This is a genomic window from Saccharopolyspora sp. SCSIO 74807 (assembly GCF_037023755.1).
Taxonomy (GTDB): Bacteria; Actinomycetota; Actinomycetes; order Mycobacteriales; family Pseudonocardiaceae; genus Saccharopolyspora_C; species Saccharopolyspora_C galaxeae.
Genome location: NZ_CP146100.1, coordinates 3,244,206 through 3,262,711, shown reverse-complemented (window position 1 = coordinate 3,262,711; position 18,506 = coordinate 3,244,206). Strand labels below are relative to the sequence as shown.

Here is an 18,506-nt window from a genome sequence, read left to right as displayed (position 1 = left end):
GTGCGCTGCGCCGAGAACGGCGGCAGGCCGAGCAGCCCCCGCCGGTGGTGACTTGTACGAACTCGCGGCAGAGGTGGGAAGCAGTGGGCGACGACCCCGGATCGGACGAGGTGCGCGCGGACGTCCGCGCGGTGTGGGGCGGCGAGCAGCTGCGGGATTTCTGGGCGGCTGCGCGGGAAGCGCTGGAGTCACCGCGGAACCCGGACAGGTTCAGCGTCGCGCTGCCGGACGAGCAGACCCGGCAGGCGGTCAGCGAGGTCTACGGCCGGTCGCTGTACCTCGGCCACTCCCGCATCATGGTGTCCAAATTGGACAAGGTGCTGCGCGAGGACACCCGCTTCGGCCTCGGTTTGGCGCAGGTGCTGGAGATCCTGCACGAGCGGCCCGTCGAACCGCGCGAGTCGCCGACCGCGGCGCGCGCCGAGAAGCGGGACCGCACCACCGAAACCGCCCTCGCCGCGCTCGCCGAGCACGGCCTCGCCGAACGCGAGTGGGCGCAGCCGTGGGTGCAGTGGCTGCACCAGTACGGGCGGGTCGCCGAGGAAGAGCTCGACGTGGTGCTGCGGCACGCGGCCGGTGCGCTCTCCGCGATGGTGCTGGATCCGGCGGCCGGTGAACCGGAGTCGTTCACCTCGCGCGCCGACCTCGCGAGCCGCGTCGGTCGCGCGCACGAACTCGACAGCGGAACGACGCTGAGCCGCGTCGTGCTGCGCGCGGCGGCGCTCGCGCACGGCATCGATCCCCCGGCGAACGAACGCGACCGGCGGGCGTTGTGGGAGCGCTGCGGCGTCGCGCTCGACGAGGTTTCCGCCACGGTGCTGTGCTGGGCACTGCCGCTGACCGGTGACGACGAGTGGTCCCGGATGGTGCTGCGGCGCGGTGAGCTGGGTCTGCCGACGCATCTGACGCATCGGGATTTGGCCGCGGCGCCGGGGAATCTGGTCGCGCCGGGCACGGTCGTCGCCGTCTGCGAGAACCCGCGGGTGCTGGAAGCCGCCGCGCAGGAAGAGATCCGGCATCCGGTCGTGTGCGTGTCGGGGCAGCCGACGACGGTGGCGTTGTCGCTGCTCTCGCGGCTGCGCGCGGACGGGGCTGCGCTGCGCTACCACGGGGATTTCGACTGGGCGGGCGTCTCGATCGCCCGGCAGTTGTGGTCCGCGCACGAGGTGGGGCTGTGGCGGATGTCGGCGGCCGACTACCGGGAAGCAGTCAACCTCGCCGCGGCCGACCGCCTCGACCTGCCGCAGCTCGTCGGCTCCCCGGTCGAGACGCCGTGGGACCCGGACCTGGCCGAGCTGATGTCCACGGCCTCCCGCGCGGTCGAGGAGGAGATCGTCCTGTCCACCCTGCTGAACGACCTGCGCCCCGGCTGAACCGTCAGTCCTCGCCCCGCAGCCGGTCGATGTTGAGCCGGGTCGCGCGGGTGTGCGGATGATCCTCGCCCAGCACCTGGAGCATCTCGGGCAGCAGGCTCTCCAACTCGGCCAGCGCCTGCGCGGTGTCGCCTGCCTCCGCCTGCCAGAACGCGAAGTTGTGCCTGGCGGCCAGCGCATTGGGGGCACGTGGATCGAGCACCCGCTGCGTGTCGGGAACGAGATCGGCGAACAACTCGACCGCCCCGTGCGGGTCGCCCGCCTCGCCGCGCCGGATGGCGAGAGCCTGCCGGATGCTCAACGTCGTCGGGTGCAAACGTCCCAATGCCCGCAGCGCATCGGGCAACAGCCCTTCCATCTCCTCCAGCGCGCCCCGCGCATCGCCCGCGGCCGCGCGCTGCGTGGCCAGCTCGTCCCGGGTGGACAGCGTGTCCGGGTGATCGGGTCCCTGCACCCGCAGCCGGTCCTGCACCAGGATCTCCAGCTCCTCCACCGCGTGCTCGGGCTCGCCCGCGCGCGCTCGATAGGTGGCCAGCAACCCGCGGGTCTGCAAGGTGTTCGGGTGGTCCGGTCCGTGCACCTGCAACCGATCCTCGAGCAGCTCGCCGAATTCGGCTGCCGCCTGCTGGACATGCCCGGCCTCACCATGCCGCAGCGCCAGGCTGTGCCGGACGCTCAGCACCCCCGGATCCTGCTTCTCGCGGGTGCGCAGCATGTCGGCCAGCAACACCTCCATCGCGGTCACGGACCCCGCGATATCGCCGAGGGAGGCCTGATCGTTGGCCAGGCACACCCGCGCACTCAGCGTGTCATCGTGATCGGCACCGAGCACCCGGATCAGGACGGGCACCACGCTGTTCAACTCGGCCAGGCCACCGGCCACATCACCGCTTTCGGAACGCAGCCGGGCGAGGTTGACGCGGGCCTCCAACGCCGCAGGGCTGTCCGGCCCGAACGCCTGCGCACGGACGTCGGCCACCTGCTCCGTGTCGGCGACGGCGGCATCGAGGTCGCCCGCCACCCCGCGCCACCACGCGAGTTCCAGGCGAATGGTCAGCACTCCGTGCTGTTCCGGATCGGAGTAGCGCGCCGCGGTCTCGCGCATCCGCTGGAAGTGCTCGACCGCGGCGGTCACCGCTCCGCTGCGGCCCAGGCTCGCCCCGACCAGGAACAGCAAGGGGTGGCAGCAGCACTCGTAGAGATGACCCGGTGCATGCGGGTGCAGCGCTTCGGTGTTCGTGCGCAAGGTAGGGATCAGGTCCCCGGAACGTTCCCGCGGCCACGTCTCGTACAGCCCGTCCGCTGCGGAGTGCACCAGTGCACCGAGCTGGTCTGCTGTGAGCTGGTCCCGAGCCGCGCGCTGCACCAGTGCGTGCACCCGCACTCGCCGCGAGTTCGCGCCGCTGTCCTCGGTGATCAGGTTCAGCCGATGCAGGCACCGCAGCGCGCTGCGCACTGCGTGCTGATCCACGGCGTCACCGGTGACCCGCTCCAGGTACGCGCGGACCGCCGTGCTGGTGAACACTTCAGCGGGGATGCCTTGCGGGTCGAGCATCGCGGCGACTTCCAGCACCTTCGGCGCCAAGCCCACTGGTCGCAGCCGCCCCGCCAGCTCGACCGACAGCGCCAAGGTCGCGGTCACCGGATCGACCTGCTCGTCCGGCAGCGCCTCCTGCTCGGGAAGCACGTCGGCGAGCCTGCGGCTCCGATCGGCCAGCAGCGCCCGGTACTCGTGGCAATCCAGATCCTCATCGAGCAGGTAGGCGGCGGCCTGCGCCAGCGCCAGCGGGAGGTGGCCGAGGTCGGCGGCGAGCTCGGCGGCACCTTCGGCACCGGCGAAGTCGGCGGCGCCTTCGGCACCGGTGAGCTCGGCGGCGCTTTCAGCACCCTGCGGCCGGTTGGCCAGCCGAGCCGTCAGGTAGGCGAGCGACTGTTCCGCGGTGAACACGCCGATGTCGACCAGCTCGCGCCGATCGTGCACCAACGCGGCGTCGCGACGCCGCGTCGTGGCGAGCGTCCGGCCCTGCGGCCGGTCCGGCGGCCACAGACCGGTGGCGTCGCCGGGACTGCGCAGGTCGTCGAGCACCACCAGCCAACGCCACGAGGACGAGGCGAGTCCGGCCAGGAACCGTTCCGGCCCGCGCTCCGGGTTCCCGTCCGGGTCCCAGCCGAGTTCGGCGGCAGCGGCGGCGTAGGCCGAGGTGATCGCCTCTCGGGAGCTCGCCGCGACCCAGACCAGCAGCTCGATCTCGCCTTCGAACCACAAGTGTTCGGCCAGCTCGGCCGCGAGCTGCGTCTTGCCCACCCCGCCGAGGCCGGAGAGCACTCGTCCCGTTCCCGCGGGCACGAACTCGCCCGCGTCGACCGGCCGGCGCTGTTGAAAGCACCCCACGCGAGCAGGCACCGCGCCGATGCGGTGCGGCAGATTCGGCCGCGGACCGGCGTGCTGGTGGATGATCACGTCCCGGATACGGCTCGCCTTAACCACCGGGCCGTTGACTCCGCCACCGACCGAGTTCAGCACGACGTCTTCCGGCTCGTTCCGCGAATCCTCGCTCTCCACCCGCGTCCTCCCGCCGGTGCGTCCTGATCTCGGCATCCACTTCTACACCTGATGCGCGGGCCTATCGAATGCCGATGGTGTGCACGCCCCGCCCGACAGGCTCCGGTTCCGCGTGCGGACTCGCCGCCGAACGCGAACCCGGCCGACCGCGGATGGCGATCGGCCGGGTTTCGTCCGAGCTCGTTCAGCGGGATTCCGCCGCGCAGGAGGAATCCTGCTCGGGTCGCGCACCGGTGACCAGGAAGTCGTTCACCGCGTTGTTCGCGCACTGGTTGGCCCCGAACACGTAGACGCCGTGCCCGCCCTGATCGGCCGTCACCATCCGGGCGCGGTCGCCGAGCGCCGAGCGCAGCTCGCGGGCGCCGGCCAGCGGTGTTCCCGGGTCCCGCTCGTTCTGCACCATGAGGACGTTCGACGGGCCGCGGTCGGTGATCCGCACCTGGGGCTCTGCCGCCGGTTTCGACCAGTACGCGCACGCCGAGATGTTCGCGGCGGCCGCGCCGATCAGCGGGTACCGCTTCCGGTCGACCGCCACGTCCCGCTGGTAGCTCTGCACCGACCGCGGCCAATCCGACTCGCCGCAGACCACGGCGAACCGCGCGGCCATGACGTTGTCCGTCGCGGTCGGGACGCCACCCGGCAGCTTCGGGTCCTCGCCGTGATCGAGGGCGCGCCACCCCTGCGCCAACGTGCCCAGATCGTCGTTGTACAACAAGGTGAACGTCATGCCGCGGAAGATCGATCCGTCGTAGCCCGCGACAGGATTCCGGTCCAGCCGGTCGGCCAGCTCGTGGTACTTGGCGGTCACCTCGGCAGGAGTCGTGCCCAGCCCGTGCTCCGGGTGCGCGGCGGCGAACTCCGCGAAGTCCGGGAACCGGTCCTGCATGCCGCGGCCGAAGCCGCGCATCGCTTCGATGTCGTAGCCGCCCGGGCCGAGGTTGCTGTCCAGCACGAACCGGTCGCTGCGCTGCGGGAACATCGTCGTGTAGACCGCCCCCAGGTACGTCCCGTACGACGCGCCGAGGTAGGACACCTTGGACTCACCGAGCGCCGCGCGGACCCGGTCCATGTCCCGCGCGGTGTTCGCCGTGGTCATGTGCGGCAGCATCGATCCGGTCGCGGAATCCGCGCACTGCCTGGCTTCCGCCTTCGCGACCTCCGCCTGCCGCACGACGTCCGCCGGGCCGTTCGCGTACGGCAGGTTGCCGATCGCCAGCTGCTCCGGTGTCAGGTCGCAGGTCACCGGGTCGCTGTGCCCGACGCCGCGCGGGTCGATGCCGATCACGTCGTACTGCTCGCGCACGCCTTGCGGCAGCGGCGCCGGGAAAGCCGGGTTCGTCAGCAGCTGCGGGTAGTTCAGGCCCGCACCGCCGGGACCGCCCGGATTGGTCAGCAGCACGCCGCGTCGCTTGTCCGGGTTCTTGCTCGGCAGCCGCGAGATCGCGAGGTCGATCTTGCGGCCGTCCGGATCCGCGTAGTCCAGGGGCACTTGCACCGTCGTGCATTCCAGGTCCGGCGTCGGGATGCCGGTGTCCGGGCACGGCCCCCAGTTCAGCTCCTCCGGGGCCGCAGGCGCGGCGGACACCGCCGGGACCAGCACCGCGGTCGCCGCGGCGACGGCGGCGAAGGCCACCGGCAGCGCAAGTTTTCGCATCGGATTTCCTTTCCGCGGTGGGAGAACCACCGCCAGGTCGTCGATCCCGTCGTGCTGCCCGATTCCAGCGAGATCCGCGCCCGCGCAGTAGTGCGGCGGCGTCACCGATGCGCCGTGACGTTCCTGGCCACCGAGACCTGACGTGACGTCACTGGTGGGGACCCGGTGCGGCAGAGATGATCGGCAGGGAACCGCCCGACCTCGGAGGACCATGCCAACCGCGCTGCCGGTGGACCGCCGGACCTGGACCGGCCGTGCCGTGCAGGACCGGGTGCGCTCGCTGAACCTGTTCTCGACGCTCCCGCCGCTGATCGTCGTCGGCGTGTTCCTGGCGTTCACCGCACGCTCGTGGGGACACGTCGTCCTCCAGCTCGTGGGAATGGCGGCCGCGTTGGTGCTGGCCGAGCGCTGGACCGCGGACGATTCCCGCCGCGTCGCCCGGCCTTGCCTGGTCGTGACCGCGGCCACCTGGCTGGCCGGGGCGCTGACGGACAGCTCCGCCGCGGTCTACGGCATCTGCGTCGTGGTGTCGTTGCTGATCCCGCAGCTGCCCCGCCGCCGGCTCGCGACCCTTTCCGGGCTGTGCGTGTTCATCGCCGCGCTGGGCTCGACGAATCTGCTCGTGTTCGGCGACGACCCGGGCGGACGCGTCTTCCAGTACGTCGTGGTCCCGCTGCTCACCGTCCCGGTGGCGACCGTGTTCGCGTTGCTCAACCAGAAGTTCTCCGACCTGATCGTCGAGCGTGAGCAGTCCAGGCAGCGCGAGGCGGAGCTGGCGGTCATGCGGGAGCGGATGCGGTTCGCCAGCGACCTGCACGACATCCAGGGCCACACCCTGCACGTGGTCAAGCTGAAGGTCGCGCTCGCCGAGAAGCTGCTCGACCGCGATCCCGGCCGGGCACGCGAGGAACTGGGCGAGGTGCACGCCCTGGTCGGCGACACCATTGCGCAGACCAAGGAACTCGCCCACGCCCAGCGGCAGCTGAACCTGTCCGCGGAGCTGGAGAACGCGAAGAACCTCTTCGAGGCCGCGGGAATCTTCGTGCACATCGACCGCGAAGCCGACGCCGATCCGCACGCGGGGGAACTGCTCGGCCAGGTCCTGCGCGAGACGACGACCAACATCCTGCGCCACGCCCAAGCGCGCCAGGTGCGGATCACGCTGTCGGCCTCCGGGATCACCATCGTCAACGACGGCGCGCACGAGACCGGGCCGCCGGAACTGAGCGGGCTTTCCACGCTGCGCCAACGCCTCGCGGACAACGGCGGCGAGCTGGAGGTCTCCCGGCGGGACGGCCGGTTCCGGACCACGGCGACCTTCCCCGCCCGGCCTGCTCGGAAGGAGAACCGATGACCACGGTGGTGCTAGCCGACGACGAAGCCTTGCTGCGCAAAGCATTGGCGGCCCTGCTACCGCTGGAGGGCGAGATCACCGTGCTCGCGGAGGCCGAGGACGGCGAATCCGCGGTGGCCGCCGCGCTGCGGCACGAGCCGGACGTGCTGGTGATCGATCTGGAGATGCCGCGGGTGGACGGGCTCGGCGCCGTCGCCGAGATCCGCAGGGCGCGGCCGCAGCAGGTGGTCCTCATGCTCACCCGCCACGCCCGGCCCGGCGTGCTGCGCAAGGCGCTGAAGCTCGGCGTGCAGGGCTTCGTCAGCAAGTCGGCCGAACCCGCGCACATCACCTCGGTGATCAAGACGCTGCACGCGGGCAAGCGCTGGATCGACTCGGAGGTCTCCGCGCTCGCCGTCGTCGACGACTGCCCGCTCACCGACCGCGAGCTCGACGTCCTGCGCGCCACCCGCGACGGGTTCTCCGCCGCCGACACCGCCGCTCGGCTGCACCTCGCGGAGGGAACGGTCCGCAACTACCTCTCGAACGCGATGCAGAAAACCCAGACCCGCACCCGCCACGAAGCCGCCCGCTACGCCCGCGAACACGACTGGCTCTAGCCTCCCGCGCGCCGCTGGGCCGTCGACGAAGCGAACCGGCAGAGCGCGCGACTGTCCTCAGTGGATCCGAGCAGCAGGCATCTCAACAGCAGCGGGTGCCCGCTCGTGGCGGGCGGCTGGGCGATCGAGGCTAGTCCGGGCCGATCAGCGTGCGGTGGTGGGTGATCACCTTGCGGAACGCGCGGATGTAGCCGTCGGCCAGTTCCGGGTCGTTGTGCGGCACCTTCAGCGTGAGCGTGTTGCGATGCCTGCGCTCCGCCCGCGGATACTGCCCCGGCCGGTAGCGCGGCCAGCCCTCCGGGAGGTTCGGGAACAACCGGTTCGGCGCGTCGAACAGCGGGTGCTCGTTCAGCGGCCGCGGTGCCCGCGGATGGTCCACTTCCAAGCAGCCTTCCGCGCGCAACGCGGCGACCAGCGCGTCCACCGGCAATCCGCCCAGTTCCTCCGGCCGGTGCAGCAGCGGCACGGCGTACCAGGACGGCGCGTAGCGGCCGGGCACCTCGGGCACCGAGATCCCGGGCAGTTCGCGCAGCTCGGTGATCACGCGGGCGGCGATCTGCCTGCGGCCGCCGAGCCGCCGGTCCAGTTCGCCGAGCTGGCCGAGCGTCAGCGCCGCGGCCAGCGGATGCATCCGGTGCGCGAGGCCGGTGCCGGTGAGGGCGTACCTGCGCAGCGGGTGGTCGATCGGGATCTCGCTGCGGCAGCGGCTGCCGTCCTGGCCGTGCAACAGCACCCGGTAGTACAAATCATCATCATCGGTGAGCACGAAACCGCCCTCCCCACCGGAAAGCGGTTTCGACCCGCCCGTGCTGAACGCGGCGATGCTGCCGAACGTGCCGATCCGCTGGCCGCCGATCGCCGCACCGTGCGCGTGCGAACCGTCCTCCACGAGCGCGATGCCGTGCTGCCGGGCGAGGTCGGCGAGCGCTTCGATGCGCGCGGGCACGCCCCACATGTGCGTGGCGACGATGGCCTTGGTGAACGGAGTGATCGCCGCTCGCACCCGTTCCGGGTCGAGGTTGCCGAGCTCGTCGCAGTCGACCAGCACCGGTTTCGCCCGCAGGTGCAGCAGTGGCGTGGCGGTGGCGTGCGAGGTGTAGGCGGGCACGATCACCTCGTCACCGTCGGCGAGGCCGAGCGCCGCGTAGGCGGAGTGCAGCGCCGCGGTGCCGGACGAGGTGACGACCGCGTGGCGCACGCCGAAGAACTCCGCGAGTCTGATCTCCAGCTCGGCGACCACACCGGTGCGGCCAGGCAGCGACACCGCGTTGTAGAGCTGGGCGGTGACCGCGACGGCGGTGTTGATGTCGATCGGCGGCCACGGCACCTGCGGCGCCATGGTCCGCAGCACCGGAGGCCCACCGTGGATGGCCAGCGGGCTGCTCACGTGATCAGCCCCTTCCGCGCGGCGCCACCGGGACGCGTCCGATGAACACGCACTCGTTGTGCAAACAAAGACTTCGGTTGACATGGTCCGATCAGCTACCCGCCATCTGCGTGAAATTGCCGCCGACGTTCTGGAACCCGAGTTCGATCGAACCTCGGACCCCTGGTGTGCGCGTAGTCTGAGCAACTGCTCACGGTGCGTTCACGCACACGCACGCCCGGACGCGACGGCGATGGGGTCCTCATGACCGGCCAACCGAAAGCGGACTTCGACGCGGCGCAGCAGCAGGACGTGTTCGTGGCCGAATTCCGCAGGTGGCGGGATGTGCGGGGACTCTCGCGCTCGGCGCTGGCGCGGGAGATGGGCTACAGCCGGTCGTACGTGTCGAAGGTGGAGAGCGGCGGCGAGCACGCTTCCCGGGAGTTCGCCCAGGCCGCCGACGGCGCCCTGAACGCCGGTGGCTCGCTGCGCCGGGCCTGGCGGGAGCAGAACGCGGTTCCGGCGCCGCGCAAGCCGCCACCCGCTCCCCCGGCACCGGTGGAACCCGCCGGCGGTCTGGTGGTCGAGCACGATCACGCCGAACTGTTCTACGACAACGGTTCCTACCGCGCCACCATGCGGCGACTTCTGGTCAACAACGGTCAGCAGCCGATCACCCGCTACCTGATCCGGATCTCGGTGGACCGCTTTCCCGGCGATCCGGAGCGCTCCAACCAGCTCTACCGGGACAACCCGCTGACCTGGGAAGAAGTCGATCTTCAGGCGTGGTACGGGGACCAGCGCCAGGAACCGATGCGCTGGAGCGTGCAGCACGACCGGGACGCCTTCAAGGAGGTGTGGCTGCTGTTCGCCAACGACTCCGGCCGATTTCCGCTGTATCCCGGCGAAAGCGCGTGGATCGAGTACACCTACACGGTCAGCGACGACAAGTGGGGCCACTGGTTCCGGCGCGCGGTGCGACTGCCGACCCGGCGATTATCGGTGACCTTGGACTTCCCGACCGATCTGGACCCGGCGGTGTGGGGGCTGCACACCTCGATGACCGCGGAGTCCATGCCGTTCCAGACCGCGGTCGAGACCCGGTACGACGACGACCGCACGATCTACTCGTGGTCCACCGAAGATCCGCCAATGCACGCCCGCTACCGGCTGGAATGGCATTTCCGCAATCACGTGCGCGCGGCGCGCTCCGGGCCACCGAAACCGAGCGAGACGATGACCGCGCTGGGCATCGTGCAGGAAGGCGATCCGATGCTGCGCAGGCCCTCCCGGCCGTTCACGCTGCCCGCGGAGGCCGAGGACGCCCGCCGGGTGATCAACGAGCTGCACGCGGCGACGCAGCGGATCGCCAAGGCGCACACCTTCGGCAAAGGAATGGGGATCGCCGCGCCGCAGATCGGCATCGAGCGGGCCGCCGCGATCGTGCGCCCGCCCGGCAGCGACGACCTGATCACGCTGCTGAACCCGCGGATCATCGAGTCGAGCGAGCAGGGCGACGAGCAGTACGAGGGCTGCCTGAGCTTCTTCGACGTGCGCTGCCTGGTCCCGCGGCCGCTGGTGGTGCACGTGGAGCACCAGGACATCAGCGGCGAGCGGCGGATCACCATCTTCGAGCGCGGCATCGCGCGGCTGGTCGCGCACGAGGTGGACCACCTCTGCGGCGTGCTGTGCCTGGACCACCTGCTGCCGGAGGTGCACCCGATCCCGGTCGAGCAGTACCGCGGCAGCGGGGCGAACTGGCACTACCCGGCCGAGGGCTGAGCCACCCGCACGGAGGCACCGTGCGAGATCAACGCACGAATGCGCACGTACATTGGGGTTGCGTGCGCGGCTGATCCTTGGCCGGTGCGGCGCGGTGCGTCACCATCGGGCTCACCGCGGGCGGTTTTTCCCTGCGCACGCCGTATCCGCGGCCGAACCAGGGAGGCGAGGCGGCATGTTCACCTTTCCCGTGCAGGCGACGGAGCTGTTCGCCGAACGAGCCCGCCAGTTCCGCGCTTGGGGAGTCCCCGCGCACGTGGTCGCACGCGCGAGCGAGCGGATCGACGACGTGTGGGGCCGCGGACGCAGCGGCTGGGTCCCGGTGTGGGCCTCCGAGGCCAGGCACGCCGAGTCCGCGAAGGAGTGGGCGCGCGCCGCGGCGTGCTGGGGCGCGGCTCGTTTCCCCTGCCTGGCCACCTCGGATCGGCACGACGCCTACCAGCGGCAGTTGGAGTGCTTCCGGCACGCCTCGGCGTGCCTCCCGGTGACGTTCCGCCGCTACGCGGTGGAGGTGCCGTACCGTGGCGAGCCCACCAGCGTGGTCGCGCACGTGTACCGGCGCCCCCGCGCGGTCAGCGACCAGTTGCTGCTGCTGTGCGGCGGGGTGGACACCTGGAAGATCGAGCTGCATCGCATCGCGCTGGCGATCTCGCTGTGCACCGGGTTGACCGTGGCCGCGGTCGACATGCCGGGGACCGGTGAGTCGCGGGTAACGCTGGCCGCGGACTCGGATCTGGTGCTGGCCGGGGCTGCTCGGCGGCTCGCGGAACGCACCGGTTGCGTGCGAACGGCGATGCTCGGGTTGAGCTTCGGCGGGCACTGGGCCGCGAAGCTCGCACTGACCGGGCGGGTGGACGCGGCGATCGAGGTCGGCGGGCCGGTGGGCGCGAACGGTTCGGCGGTGGACGTGCTCGGGTTGCCCGGCGGGATGGCCGGGATCATCGGCAACGCGCTCGGGCTGGACCAGTTGCCGCACCGCGCCGAGTCGAACCGGTTCTCGCAGGAGTTCTCGCTGCGCAGGCAGGGCCTGCTGAGTTCGATCGGGCGCTGCCCGCTGCTGGCGATCAACGGCAGCAACGACCCCTACATCCCGTTGCGGGACACCACGGCGCTGGGCGACCGGCCGGAGGCGGTGGTGTGGCTGGTCGCCGATGCCGGGCATTGCGCTGCGGAACGGTTGCCGCGGGTGCTGCCCGCTGCGGTGGGCTGGCTGCTCGCGGAGCTCTCGCCGCGTTCGGTGCGCCGCCAGCTGGCCGCTCGCGCGCTGCGGAGCGCCCTCGGTGCTGCCGTGACCGGGCCGCGGCAGGTGGCCTCCGCGGCCTGACGACCGGCCTCTCCCGCAAGACAAGTTCAACAGCAGGGCTTAACCTCCGGGCTCATGACCGGCACCGGGTTCACCGTCGAGTTCGCCGCGCCCAAGCCGCAGCGGCTGGCGCACTGGTGGGCGCACGTGCTGCGGTGGACGGTCGGCCCGGACGACGTCGTGCGGCCCACCGGCCCCGGCGTCGAGCTGCGGTTCGCGGCCTCGGAGGCGGACAAGGCGGGCAAGAACGCCGTGCACCTGGAGCTGCGCAGCGAATCCTACGAGCACCAGCGCGACACGCTGCTGCGGTTGTTCAACGCCGGAGCGCGGTTCACCGATGAGGGCGAAGACGTCCCGTACCAGGAGATGACCGACCCGGCGGGCAACGAACTCCGCCTGCTCGAACCCAGGCAGTCCGATGTGGACACCGGGCCGGTGGCTTCGGTGGTGGTGGGTTCGTCCGACCCTTCGGCCGACTCCGCGCGGTGGGTCTCCGCCGGATTGCAGGTCGTCCGGCGCGACCCCGCCCTGATCGCACTGCACTCGACGGCGCGGACGGGCCCGTACCTGGAGTTCAAGCTCGGCGGTCCCACCACCGGAATGCTGCGGGTGCTGCCGGAACTCTGAAGATCAGGGTCCGATGACCCGGATTCCGTGCAGCCGGCGGACGAACTCGGCACCGAACGCGGTCGACGGGGTGTGCGCACCGGCCTCGACGCCGCCCGCGAGCAACCCGTCGACCGTGCGCAGCACCGAGTCCGCGGTGAAGTCGTAGGTGTCCGGCCCGATCAACGCGGCGGACGCGCTGCGCCCCTGCCCGTCGCGGGCCTCCGCGTAGACCTCCACCCAGCTCTTGCTGCGTTGCGCAGTGCCCGGTCCGCGCACCAGCGAACCGATCACGGCCTTGCCGATGCGTTGCGCCACCGGCTTGCCCAGCACGACCCGCCCGAACGCCGAGGCGCGCGGCCCGACCCGGTCCAGCCCCGGCAGGCGCGCGAACGTGGTGATGTCGCCGATCCCCGTGCTGCGGAAAGCGGTGCTCACGTCGCCCCACGGCAGCGAGGTCACCGTGCGGTGCCCGGACGGGAACGGGACTTCGCGGCGCCGCCAGCCCATCGGCACGGTCCGCAGCGAACCGCCCACCCGCGCCCGGCCGCCCATCGCCGCGCCTTCCAGCGCGCTCTTCATGGTGCCGCCGCTGATCCCGCCGCTGGCCTGGAACGCCAGGTCCAGCTCGGTCGCTGCGGGCAGCTCGGCGGCGACCAGCGCGGCCAGGCAATCGGTCGGCACCACGTCGAAACCGGAGCCCGGCAGCAGCACCACGCCCGCCCGCCGCGCCTCGTCGTGACGCGCGAACACCGACTCGAAGACATCGACCTCACCGGTGACGTCCAGGTAGTGCGTCCCGGTGCGCAGGCACCCGTCGACCATCGGCGCCGAGGTCGCCGAGAACGGTCCCGCGCAGTGCGCGACCACGTCGACGTCGCCGAGCGCCTCGGCCACGCCCGCGCCGTCGCGCAAGTCGAACACCCGGTGCGGCAGCCCCAGCGGGGTGGCCACCTTGGCGACCTTCTCGGCGTCCCGCCCGGCCAGCAGCGGCCGCTGCCCGCGCTCGATCGCGCGCTGCGCCACGAGCTGGCCCGTGTAGCCGGTAGCGCCGTAGATCATCCAGGTCACGCAGCCTCCTAGCACCGCTACTGCCCGACCAACGAACACGTCGCGCACCCGTAACGGGTTGCCTGGCTCACCCGCCGCGCTGCGCAGTTCCCGGCGGCGGCCGTCGCAGGCGAACTCACCGGCCGCGCAGCCGGACGGTCACGCCAGCGCGAGCGCGGATTCGACGATGAGCCAGCCGCCGAACAGCACGAACAGCGCCGCCGCGCCGTAGCGGATGACGCGGTCCGGCAGGTGCCTGCCCAGCAGCAGGCCGACGCCGATGGCCAGCGCGTCGGCCAGCACCATGCCGACCGTCGAGCCGATCCAGGTGCCGAGCCAGTCGTGCTGCGAGGCGAGGGTGACCGTGGCGAGCATCGTCTTGTCGCCGAGCTCGGCCAGCAGGAACGCCACGGTGACCGCGACGACCGCGGATCGGGCGGTGCGCGACGCGCGGCTCTTGTCCTGCTCGGTGAGGTGGTCGCCGCGCACCGTCCACGCCGCGAAGCCGAGGAAGGCGACACCGGCGACCAGGCCGATCCACTCGGTCGGCAGCAGTTCGCCCATGCCGAAGCCGAGCCCCACCGAGGCCAGGTGCACGATCGCGGTGGCCAGGCTGATGCCCACCAGCACCTGCCATGCGCGGAACCTGGTGGCGAAGGTCATGGCCATCAGCTGGGACTTGTCCCCGAGTTCGGCGACGAAGATCGCCGCGGAACTCACCGCGAGGCTCGTGAACACGTCGTACCCCTCTTGCTCGGCCGGACCGGAGGCGCGCAGCCTTCGACCCGGCGTGTACCGGATCGAAGGTCTCGCCCGCCCGCCCGAATTCGGCGAGGCTCCGTGCCCGGGCGCGTCTTCGCCGCCAGTGTGTCGACCACGGAATTGAGGGCTACTCCCCTTCTGCCCACAAGGTTACCGGCGCACGCGGAACAATCAAGGCGTGCACCCCAACTCGAGTCGTCGAATCAATTACCACCTCTTCCCCAAACGGCTCTTTCGCCGTGCCGCAACCTGCTTTTTCGGCAATCCCAGACGCAATTTCCAGGCGATCCGAACGACTTGCTACGGGCCGTTCGGCAATTCCCTGCCCGGCACGTCGGGGTCGCAGCCGACGCGCGGCAGCTGGGCGCGCACCGCGCTGCTGGTGCGCCCCAGCTCGGCGGCCAGCTCGGCCAGCACGGTGCTCGCCGGAGTCCCCGCCGCACCGTCCAGCCATCGCGACCGCAACCGCGCACCGTGCTCAGACGACCAAGGCCTGCCCGCGTGCATCGCAGCTCCCCGCGGCTTTCGCGGCCGCCGCCCGTGGAACGCGGCCAACCCGGCCAGCGTCCGCCCCAGGAACGCGCCGGCATCGGCCAGCTCGTCGACCGTGATCGTCAAGTCGCCTTCGGACACGACCACGCCGTCCGCGTCCGATCCCGTGAACCGCATCCGCACCGCCGGAGCACGGCCGCTTTCCGCCGCCACGGTGCCCGCAGTTATCCCGTAGGTGTGCGCACCCACTCGCTGTTCGTCGTGAAAATCCATGCCGACGACGTTAGAAGCGGAACACCGCCGTCAACGGGACAACATTCGTCGGCGTGTCGGCCGGGATCACGGAAGGGTGAGCCGGAGCGGCCCGGTGGATTCCCGGGAAGCGAGCTGCCCCACCGCCGAATAGGTGTCCGCGCCCGCTTCCACCGGAAAACCCGCCGCGTCATCCAATTCGGGACGCCATTTCGTCGTGTGCACCAGCCCCGGTTCCACGATCTCGTATCCGTCCAGCAAGGAGCGGAAATCCTCCGGCGACCGCCACGCCGGGGTGGCCCCGACCCGCGCGGCGACGGGTCCGAACGCGGAGATCTGCGCCGGGGTGGCGGTCACCGGCGAGAGGTGCGAGAGCACCAGCGCGCTGTGCACCGGGCAGGCGTCCCGGTAAGCGGCGACCACCCCGGTCAGCTCGGCGTCGTCGGTGATGAACGGCAGCGCGGCCACCGCGAGCACCCCGACCGGCCGGGTGAAGTCCAGCACCGAGGTCACTCCGGGAGCGGTGAGCACGCTGGCCGGTTGGCGCAGGTCCGCCTCGGTCACGGTCACCCCGCGCACGTCGTGCAGCTGCCGTTCGGCGAGCCGCACGGTCACCGGATCCGCGTCGACGTAGGCCACTCGCGCGCAAGGATCGGCCCGCTGCGCGGCGCCGTGCACGTCCCCGGTCGTCGACAGCCCGGTTCCGAGGTCGAGAAACTGGTCGATACCGCTGGACACCAGGTAGCGCACCGCCCGCCGCAGGAAGCCGTGCACCGCAAGCACGTGCCCGCGCAGGTTCGGCAGCACGGCGGTGAGGTCTTCGGCGGTGCCCCGGTCGACCTCGAAGTGGCTGCTGCCGCCGAGGTAGTAGTCGAAGATCCGCGCGATCGACGGCCGCTGCGGAAGCTCCGCTCCGGCGAGCGCACCGCCCGCGTCGGATCCTTGCATAAACGCCCCCAGAATCGGCGAGCCCCCAGCGTAGATCGGCGCGACGATCGTGGACAGCGAAAACCGGGAAAAACGAGTTCCCGCATCGGGAAGGCGGGCATCCGCGCCGCGATGTCCCGGCCGCGATGTCCCGGCACCGCCTCAAGGCACCAGGTATTCGCCGTCCCGCGCATCGGTGATCGCCATGTGCCCTGGCGCGTGCCCGATCGCCAGCGACGGCTTGGACCGCATCACCGCCGCCTGCGGCGTCACGCCGCACGCCCAGAACACCGGCACCTCGCCGGGCCGGACTTCCACCGGCTCCCCGAAGTCCGGCGCGTCCAAGTCGCGCACGCCGATGTCCGCGGGCGAGCCGATGTGCACCGGCGCGCCGTGCACTGCCGGATAGCGCGACGTGATCCGCACCGCCGTTGCCACTTGATCGGCGGGCATCGGCCGCATCGACACCACCAGCGGCCCGGACAGCGCACCCGCCGGGCGGCATTCCTGATCGGTGCGGTACATCGGCACGTTGCGGTCCTGGTCCAGGTGCCGGACCGGGACGCCCGCCTCGATCAGCGCGGCCTCGAAGGTGAAGCTGCAGCCGACCAGGAACGACACCAGGTCGTCCCGCCACAGCCCGGTGACCTCGTCGCGTTCCTCGACCAGTTCGCCGTCCCGGTAGATCCGGTAGGCGGGCAGGTCGGTGCGCAGGTCGCCGTCGAAGAGCCGCGCCGCGGTCCCGCCCGGCTCGGTCACGTCCAGCACCGGGCACGACTTCGGGTTGCGCTGGGCGAACAGCAGGAAGTCGTAGGCGTGCTCGCGCGGCAGCGTGATCAGGTTCGCCTGCGTCCAGCCCGCGCAGAACCCCGACGTGGGCACCCGCAGGCCGGCGCGGAACTGCGCTCTCGCCTGCTGCGGGCTCAGCTCCTTCGATTCGGTCCGCAACCGTCGTCTCCTCTCAACGAACCCGGCGGAAGCGCAGCTTGCGGCCCGGCCGGGCCTGCGCCGCGCGATCGACCTCGGCCGCGGGCAACACCGCGATCACCGGGTAGCCGCCGGTCACGGGGTGGTCGGCGAGGAACAGCGTGGGCCGCCCGGACGGCGGGACCTGCAACGACCCCACCACCATGCCTTCGCTGGGCAGTTCGTCGGTGCGCGCGCGGGTCAGCTCCGGGCCGTTCAGGCGCATCCCGACCCGGTTGCTCTGCGGGGCCACCTCGAACGGTTCGCCGAGCAGCGCCTCGACCGCGGCGTCGGTGAACCAGTCCGCGCGCGGCCCGAGCGAGACCGCCAGCTCCAGGTCGCCGGCCGGTTCGGCGGGCATCGGCGCCACGTCGACCTGCGGGATCCGGCAGTGCGCGTGCCCGATGGCCAGCGTCGTGCCCTCGGCGAGCCGGGCAGGCCCGAGCCCGGAGAGCAGGTCGGTGGACCGCGACCCCAGCACCGGTTCCACGGCGATCCCGCCGCGCACCGCGAGGTAGCTGCGCAATCCGGCTTCCGGTGCGTCGAGCCGCACGCGCTGCCCGGCGCGCACCCGCAGCACTGCGTTCACCGGTTCGGGCCTGCCGTCCACCACGACCGGACAAGATGCTCCGGTGACCGCCAGCGTCATGGCGTGGTGCGCGCGCAGCTGGAAGCCGCCGAAGGTGATCTCCAGCGCCGCCGCGGCCTCGTCGTTGCCGACCAGCCGGTTCGCCAGCTTCAGCGAACCCCGATCGGCGGCTCCGGAAACGCCGACTCCGATCCCGCCGTGACCGGGCCTGCCCAGGTCCTGCACCGTGGCCAGCGGACCGGTCCGCTCGATCTCGATCATCCGGCCTCCTCGAACCGCACCCGCACACCGGGCCGCAGCAGCGCGGGCGGATCCCGGTCGAGCCGCCAGATCTCCACGTCGGTGCGGCCGATCAGCTGCCAGCCACCGGGGGATTCGCGCGGGTAGATGCCGCTGAACTCGCCCGCGAGCCCGACCGCACCCGCGGGCACGCAGGTGCGCGACTCGGTGCGCCGCGGCACCGCCAGCTTCGGCGAGCCGCCCGTGAGGTAGCCGAACCCCGGGGCGAAGCCGCCGAACGCGACCGTCCACGGGAAGTCGGTGTGCGCCTCGACCACCTCGCGCTCGGTGAGGCCGGTCAGCTTCGCCACCTCGGCCAGGTCTTCGCCGTCGTAGACCACCGGAACGCGCAGCAGGCCGCCGTCGTCGGGCTGGGAATCCGCCGGTCGCGTCTCCCGCACGGCGCGTTCGACCTCGGCGATGTCCGCGCCGGCCTTCAAGTGCAGCAGCAGCGTCCGCGCGGCGGGCACGACGTCGAGCACGCCTTCCGGGGCGGCCCGGGTCAGCGCGCCGTAGAGCGCCTGCACCTCGCGCAGGCCGTCGAGTTCGACGAGCAGACCGGAGTCCGCGCAGCGCATCGTCCGCATCG

16 protein-coding genes are annotated in these 18,506 nt (G+C 71.6%); 6 read left to right on the top strand and 10 right to left on the bottom strand.

From position 1 onward, the window contains the following. The first annotated feature begins 83 nt into the window (after nt 1–83). Nucleotides 84–1,373 carry a TIGR02679 family protein gene (locus V1457_RS15050; protein WP_307850118.1) on the top strand — a complete coding sequence of 430 codons (1,290 nt, stop codon included), beginning with the start codon at nt 84–86 and terminating at the stop codon, nt 1,371–1,373. Between the two features lie 4 nt (nt 1,374–1,377). Here the strand turns inward: V1457_RS15050 and V1457_RS15045 are convergent, their stop codons facing one another. Further along, nucleotides 1,378–3,936 (bottom strand): tetratricopeptide repeat protein, encoded by a 2,559-nt coding sequence (locus tag V1457_RS15045; protein WP_200071091.1) that lies wholly within the window; start codon nt 3,934–3,936, stop codon nt 1,378–1,380. Between the two features lie 184 nt (nt 3,937–4,120). Beyond that, nucleotides 4,121–5,590 carry an alpha/beta hydrolase gene (locus V1457_RS15040; protein WP_338604639.1) on the bottom strand — a complete coding sequence of 490 codons (1,470 nt, stop codon included), beginning with the start codon at nt 5,588–5,590 and terminating at the stop codon, nt 4,121–4,123. A gap of 211 nt (nt 5,591–5,801) precedes the next feature. Here V1457_RS15040 and V1457_RS15035 point away from each other — a divergent pair, with 211 nt between their 5' ends. Together V1457_RS15035 and V1457_RS15030 are read left to right on the top strand one after the other, a co-directional pair. Next, entirely contained in the window at nt 5,802–6,944 is a 1,143-nt protein-coding gene (locus V1457_RS15035; RefSeq protein ID WP_338604636.1) for a histidine kinase, read from the top strand. Continuing rightward, nucleotides 6,941–7,543 carry a response regulator transcription factor gene (locus tag V1457_RS15030; protein ID WP_338604633.1) on the top strand — a complete coding sequence of 201 codons (603 nt, stop codon included), beginning with the start codon at nt 6,941–6,943 and terminating at the stop codon, nt 7,541–7,543. Before V1457_RS15035 ends, V1457_RS15030 begins: the two co-directional genes overlap by 4 nt. A gap of 130 nt (nt 7,544–7,673) precedes the next feature. Here the strand turns inward: V1457_RS15030 and V1457_RS15025 are convergent, their stop codons facing one another. Further along, entirely contained in the window at nt 7,674–8,930 is a 1,257-nt protein-coding gene (locus V1457_RS15025; protein WP_338604630.1) for a DegT/DnrJ/EryC1/StrS family aminotransferase, read from the bottom strand. 243 nt (nt 8,931–9,173) lie between these two features. Here V1457_RS15025 and V1457_RS15020 point away from each other — a divergent pair, with 243 nt between their 5' ends. The 3 genes from V1457_RS15020 (at nt 9,174) to V1457_RS15010 (ending at nt 12,621) form a co-directional block, all read left to right on the top strand. Next, nucleotides 9,174–10,691: a peptide deformylase gene (locus V1457_RS15020; protein ID WP_338604627.1), complete on the top strand. Its 1,518-nt coding sequence runs from the start codon at nt 9,174–9,176 to the stop codon at nt 10,689–10,691. A 175-nt stretch (nt 10,692–10,866) separates the two neighbouring features. Then, nucleotides 10,867–12,015 (top strand): alpha/beta hydrolase, encoded by a 1,149-nt coding sequence (locus V1457_RS15015; protein WP_338604623.1) that lies wholly within the window; start codon nt 10,867–10,869, stop codon nt 12,013–12,015. Between the two features lie 54 nt (nt 12,016–12,069). Then, nucleotides 12,070–12,621 carry a VOC family protein gene (locus V1457_RS15010; protein ID WP_338604620.1) on the top strand — a complete coding sequence of 184 codons (552 nt, stop codon included), beginning with the start codon at nt 12,070–12,072 and terminating at the stop codon, nt 12,619–12,621. A gap of 3 nt (nt 12,622–12,624) precedes the next feature. Here the strand turns inward: V1457_RS15010 and V1457_RS15005 are convergent, their stop codons facing one another. The 7 genes from V1457_RS15005 to V1457_RS14975 form a co-directional block, all read right to left on the bottom strand. Next, nucleotides 12,625–13,662, bottom strand: a complete 1,038-nt coding sequence (locus tag V1457_RS15005; protein ID WP_233627735.1) for a trans-acting enoyl reductase family protein — start codon at nt 13,660–13,662, stop codon at nt 12,625–12,627. A 147-nt stretch (nt 13,663–13,809) separates the two neighbouring features. Next, nucleotides 13,810–14,388, bottom strand: a complete 579-nt coding sequence (locus V1457_RS15000; RefSeq protein WP_307850115.1) for a TMEM165/GDT1 family protein — start codon at nt 14,386–14,388, stop codon at nt 13,810–13,812. Nucleotides 14,389–14,712: 324 nt separating this feature from the next. Next, the gene (locus V1457_RS14995) at nt 14,713–15,177 is read right to left on the bottom strand and encodes a hypothetical protein (protein ID WP_200071083.1); all 465 of its coding nucleotides are present in this window, start codon (nt 15,175–15,177) and stop codon (nt 14,713–14,715) included. Between the two features lie 66 nt (nt 15,178–15,243). Then, nucleotides 15,244–16,104 carry an SAM-dependent methyltransferase gene (locus tag V1457_RS14990; protein WP_200071082.1) on the bottom strand — a complete coding sequence of 287 codons (861 nt, stop codon included), beginning with the start codon at nt 16,102–16,104 and terminating at the stop codon, nt 15,244–15,246. Nucleotides 16,105–16,245: 141 nt separating this feature from the next. After that, the gene (locus V1457_RS14985) at nt 16,246–17,031 is read right to left on the bottom strand and encodes a putative hydro-lyase (protein WP_295145013.1); all 786 of its coding nucleotides are present in this window, start codon (nt 17,029–17,031) and stop codon (nt 16,246–16,248) included. A gap of 13 nt (nt 17,032–17,044) precedes the next feature. Beyond that, on the bottom strand, nt 17,045–17,899 hold the full coding sequence (locus V1457_RS14980) for a biotin-dependent carboxyltransferase family protein (RefSeq protein WP_338604612.1): 855 nt from the start codon (nt 17,897–17,899) through the stop codon (nt 17,045–17,047). Next, entirely contained in the window at nt 17,896–18,504 is a 609-nt protein-coding gene (locus tag V1457_RS14975; protein ID WP_338604609.1) for an allophanate hydrolase subunit 1, read from the bottom strand. Before V1457_RS14975 ends, V1457_RS14980 begins: the two co-directional genes overlap by 4 nt. Nucleotides 18,505–18,506 lie beyond the last annotated feature (2 nt).

Excerpts from the sequence above, each read along its gene's own strand:
- V1457_RS15040 (WP_338604639.1), bottom strand. The coding sequence starts at position 5,590 with ATGCGAAAACTTGCGCTGCCGGTGGCCTTCGCCGCCGTCGCCGCGGCG.
- V1457_RS15035 (WP_338604636.1), top strand. The coding sequence starts at position 5,802 with ATGCCAACCGCGCTGCCGGTGGACCGCCGGACCTGGACCGGCCGTGCC.
- V1457_RS15030 (WP_338604633.1), top strand. The coding sequence starts at position 6,941 with ATGACCACGGTGGTGCTAGCCGACGACGAAGCCTTGCTGCGCAAAGCA.
- V1457_RS15020 (WP_338604627.1), top strand. The coding sequence starts at position 9,174 with ATGACCGGCCAACCGAAAGCGGACTTCGACGCGGCGCAGCAGCAGGAC.
- V1457_RS15015 (WP_338604623.1), top strand. The coding sequence starts at position 10,867 with ATGTTCACCTTTCCCGTGCAGGCGACGGAGCTGTTCGCCGAACGAGCC.
- V1457_RS15010 (WP_338604620.1), top strand. The coding sequence starts at position 12,070 with ATGACCGGCACCGGGTTCACCGTCGAGTTCGCCGCGCCCAAGCCGCAG.
- V1457_RS15005 (WP_233627735.1), bottom strand. The coding sequence starts at position 13,662 with ATGATCTACGGCGCTACCGGCTACACGGGCCAGCTCGTGGCGCAGCGC.
- V1457_RS14995 (WP_200071083.1), bottom strand. The coding sequence starts at position 15,177 with ATGGATTTTCACGACGAACAGCGAGTGGGTGCGCACACCTACGGGATA.
- V1457_RS14990 (WP_200071082.1), bottom strand. The coding sequence starts at position 16,104 with ATGCAAGGATCCGACGCGGGCGGTGCGCTCGCCGGAGCGGAGCTTCCG.
- V1457_RS14980 (WP_338604612.1), bottom strand. The coding sequence starts at position 17,899 with ATGATCGAGATCGAGCGGACCGGTCCGCTGGCCACGGTGCAGGACCTG.
- V1457_RS14975 (WP_338604609.1), bottom strand. The coding sequence starts at position 18,504 with ATGCGGACGATGCGCTGCGCGGACTCCGGTCTGCTCGTCGAACTCGAC.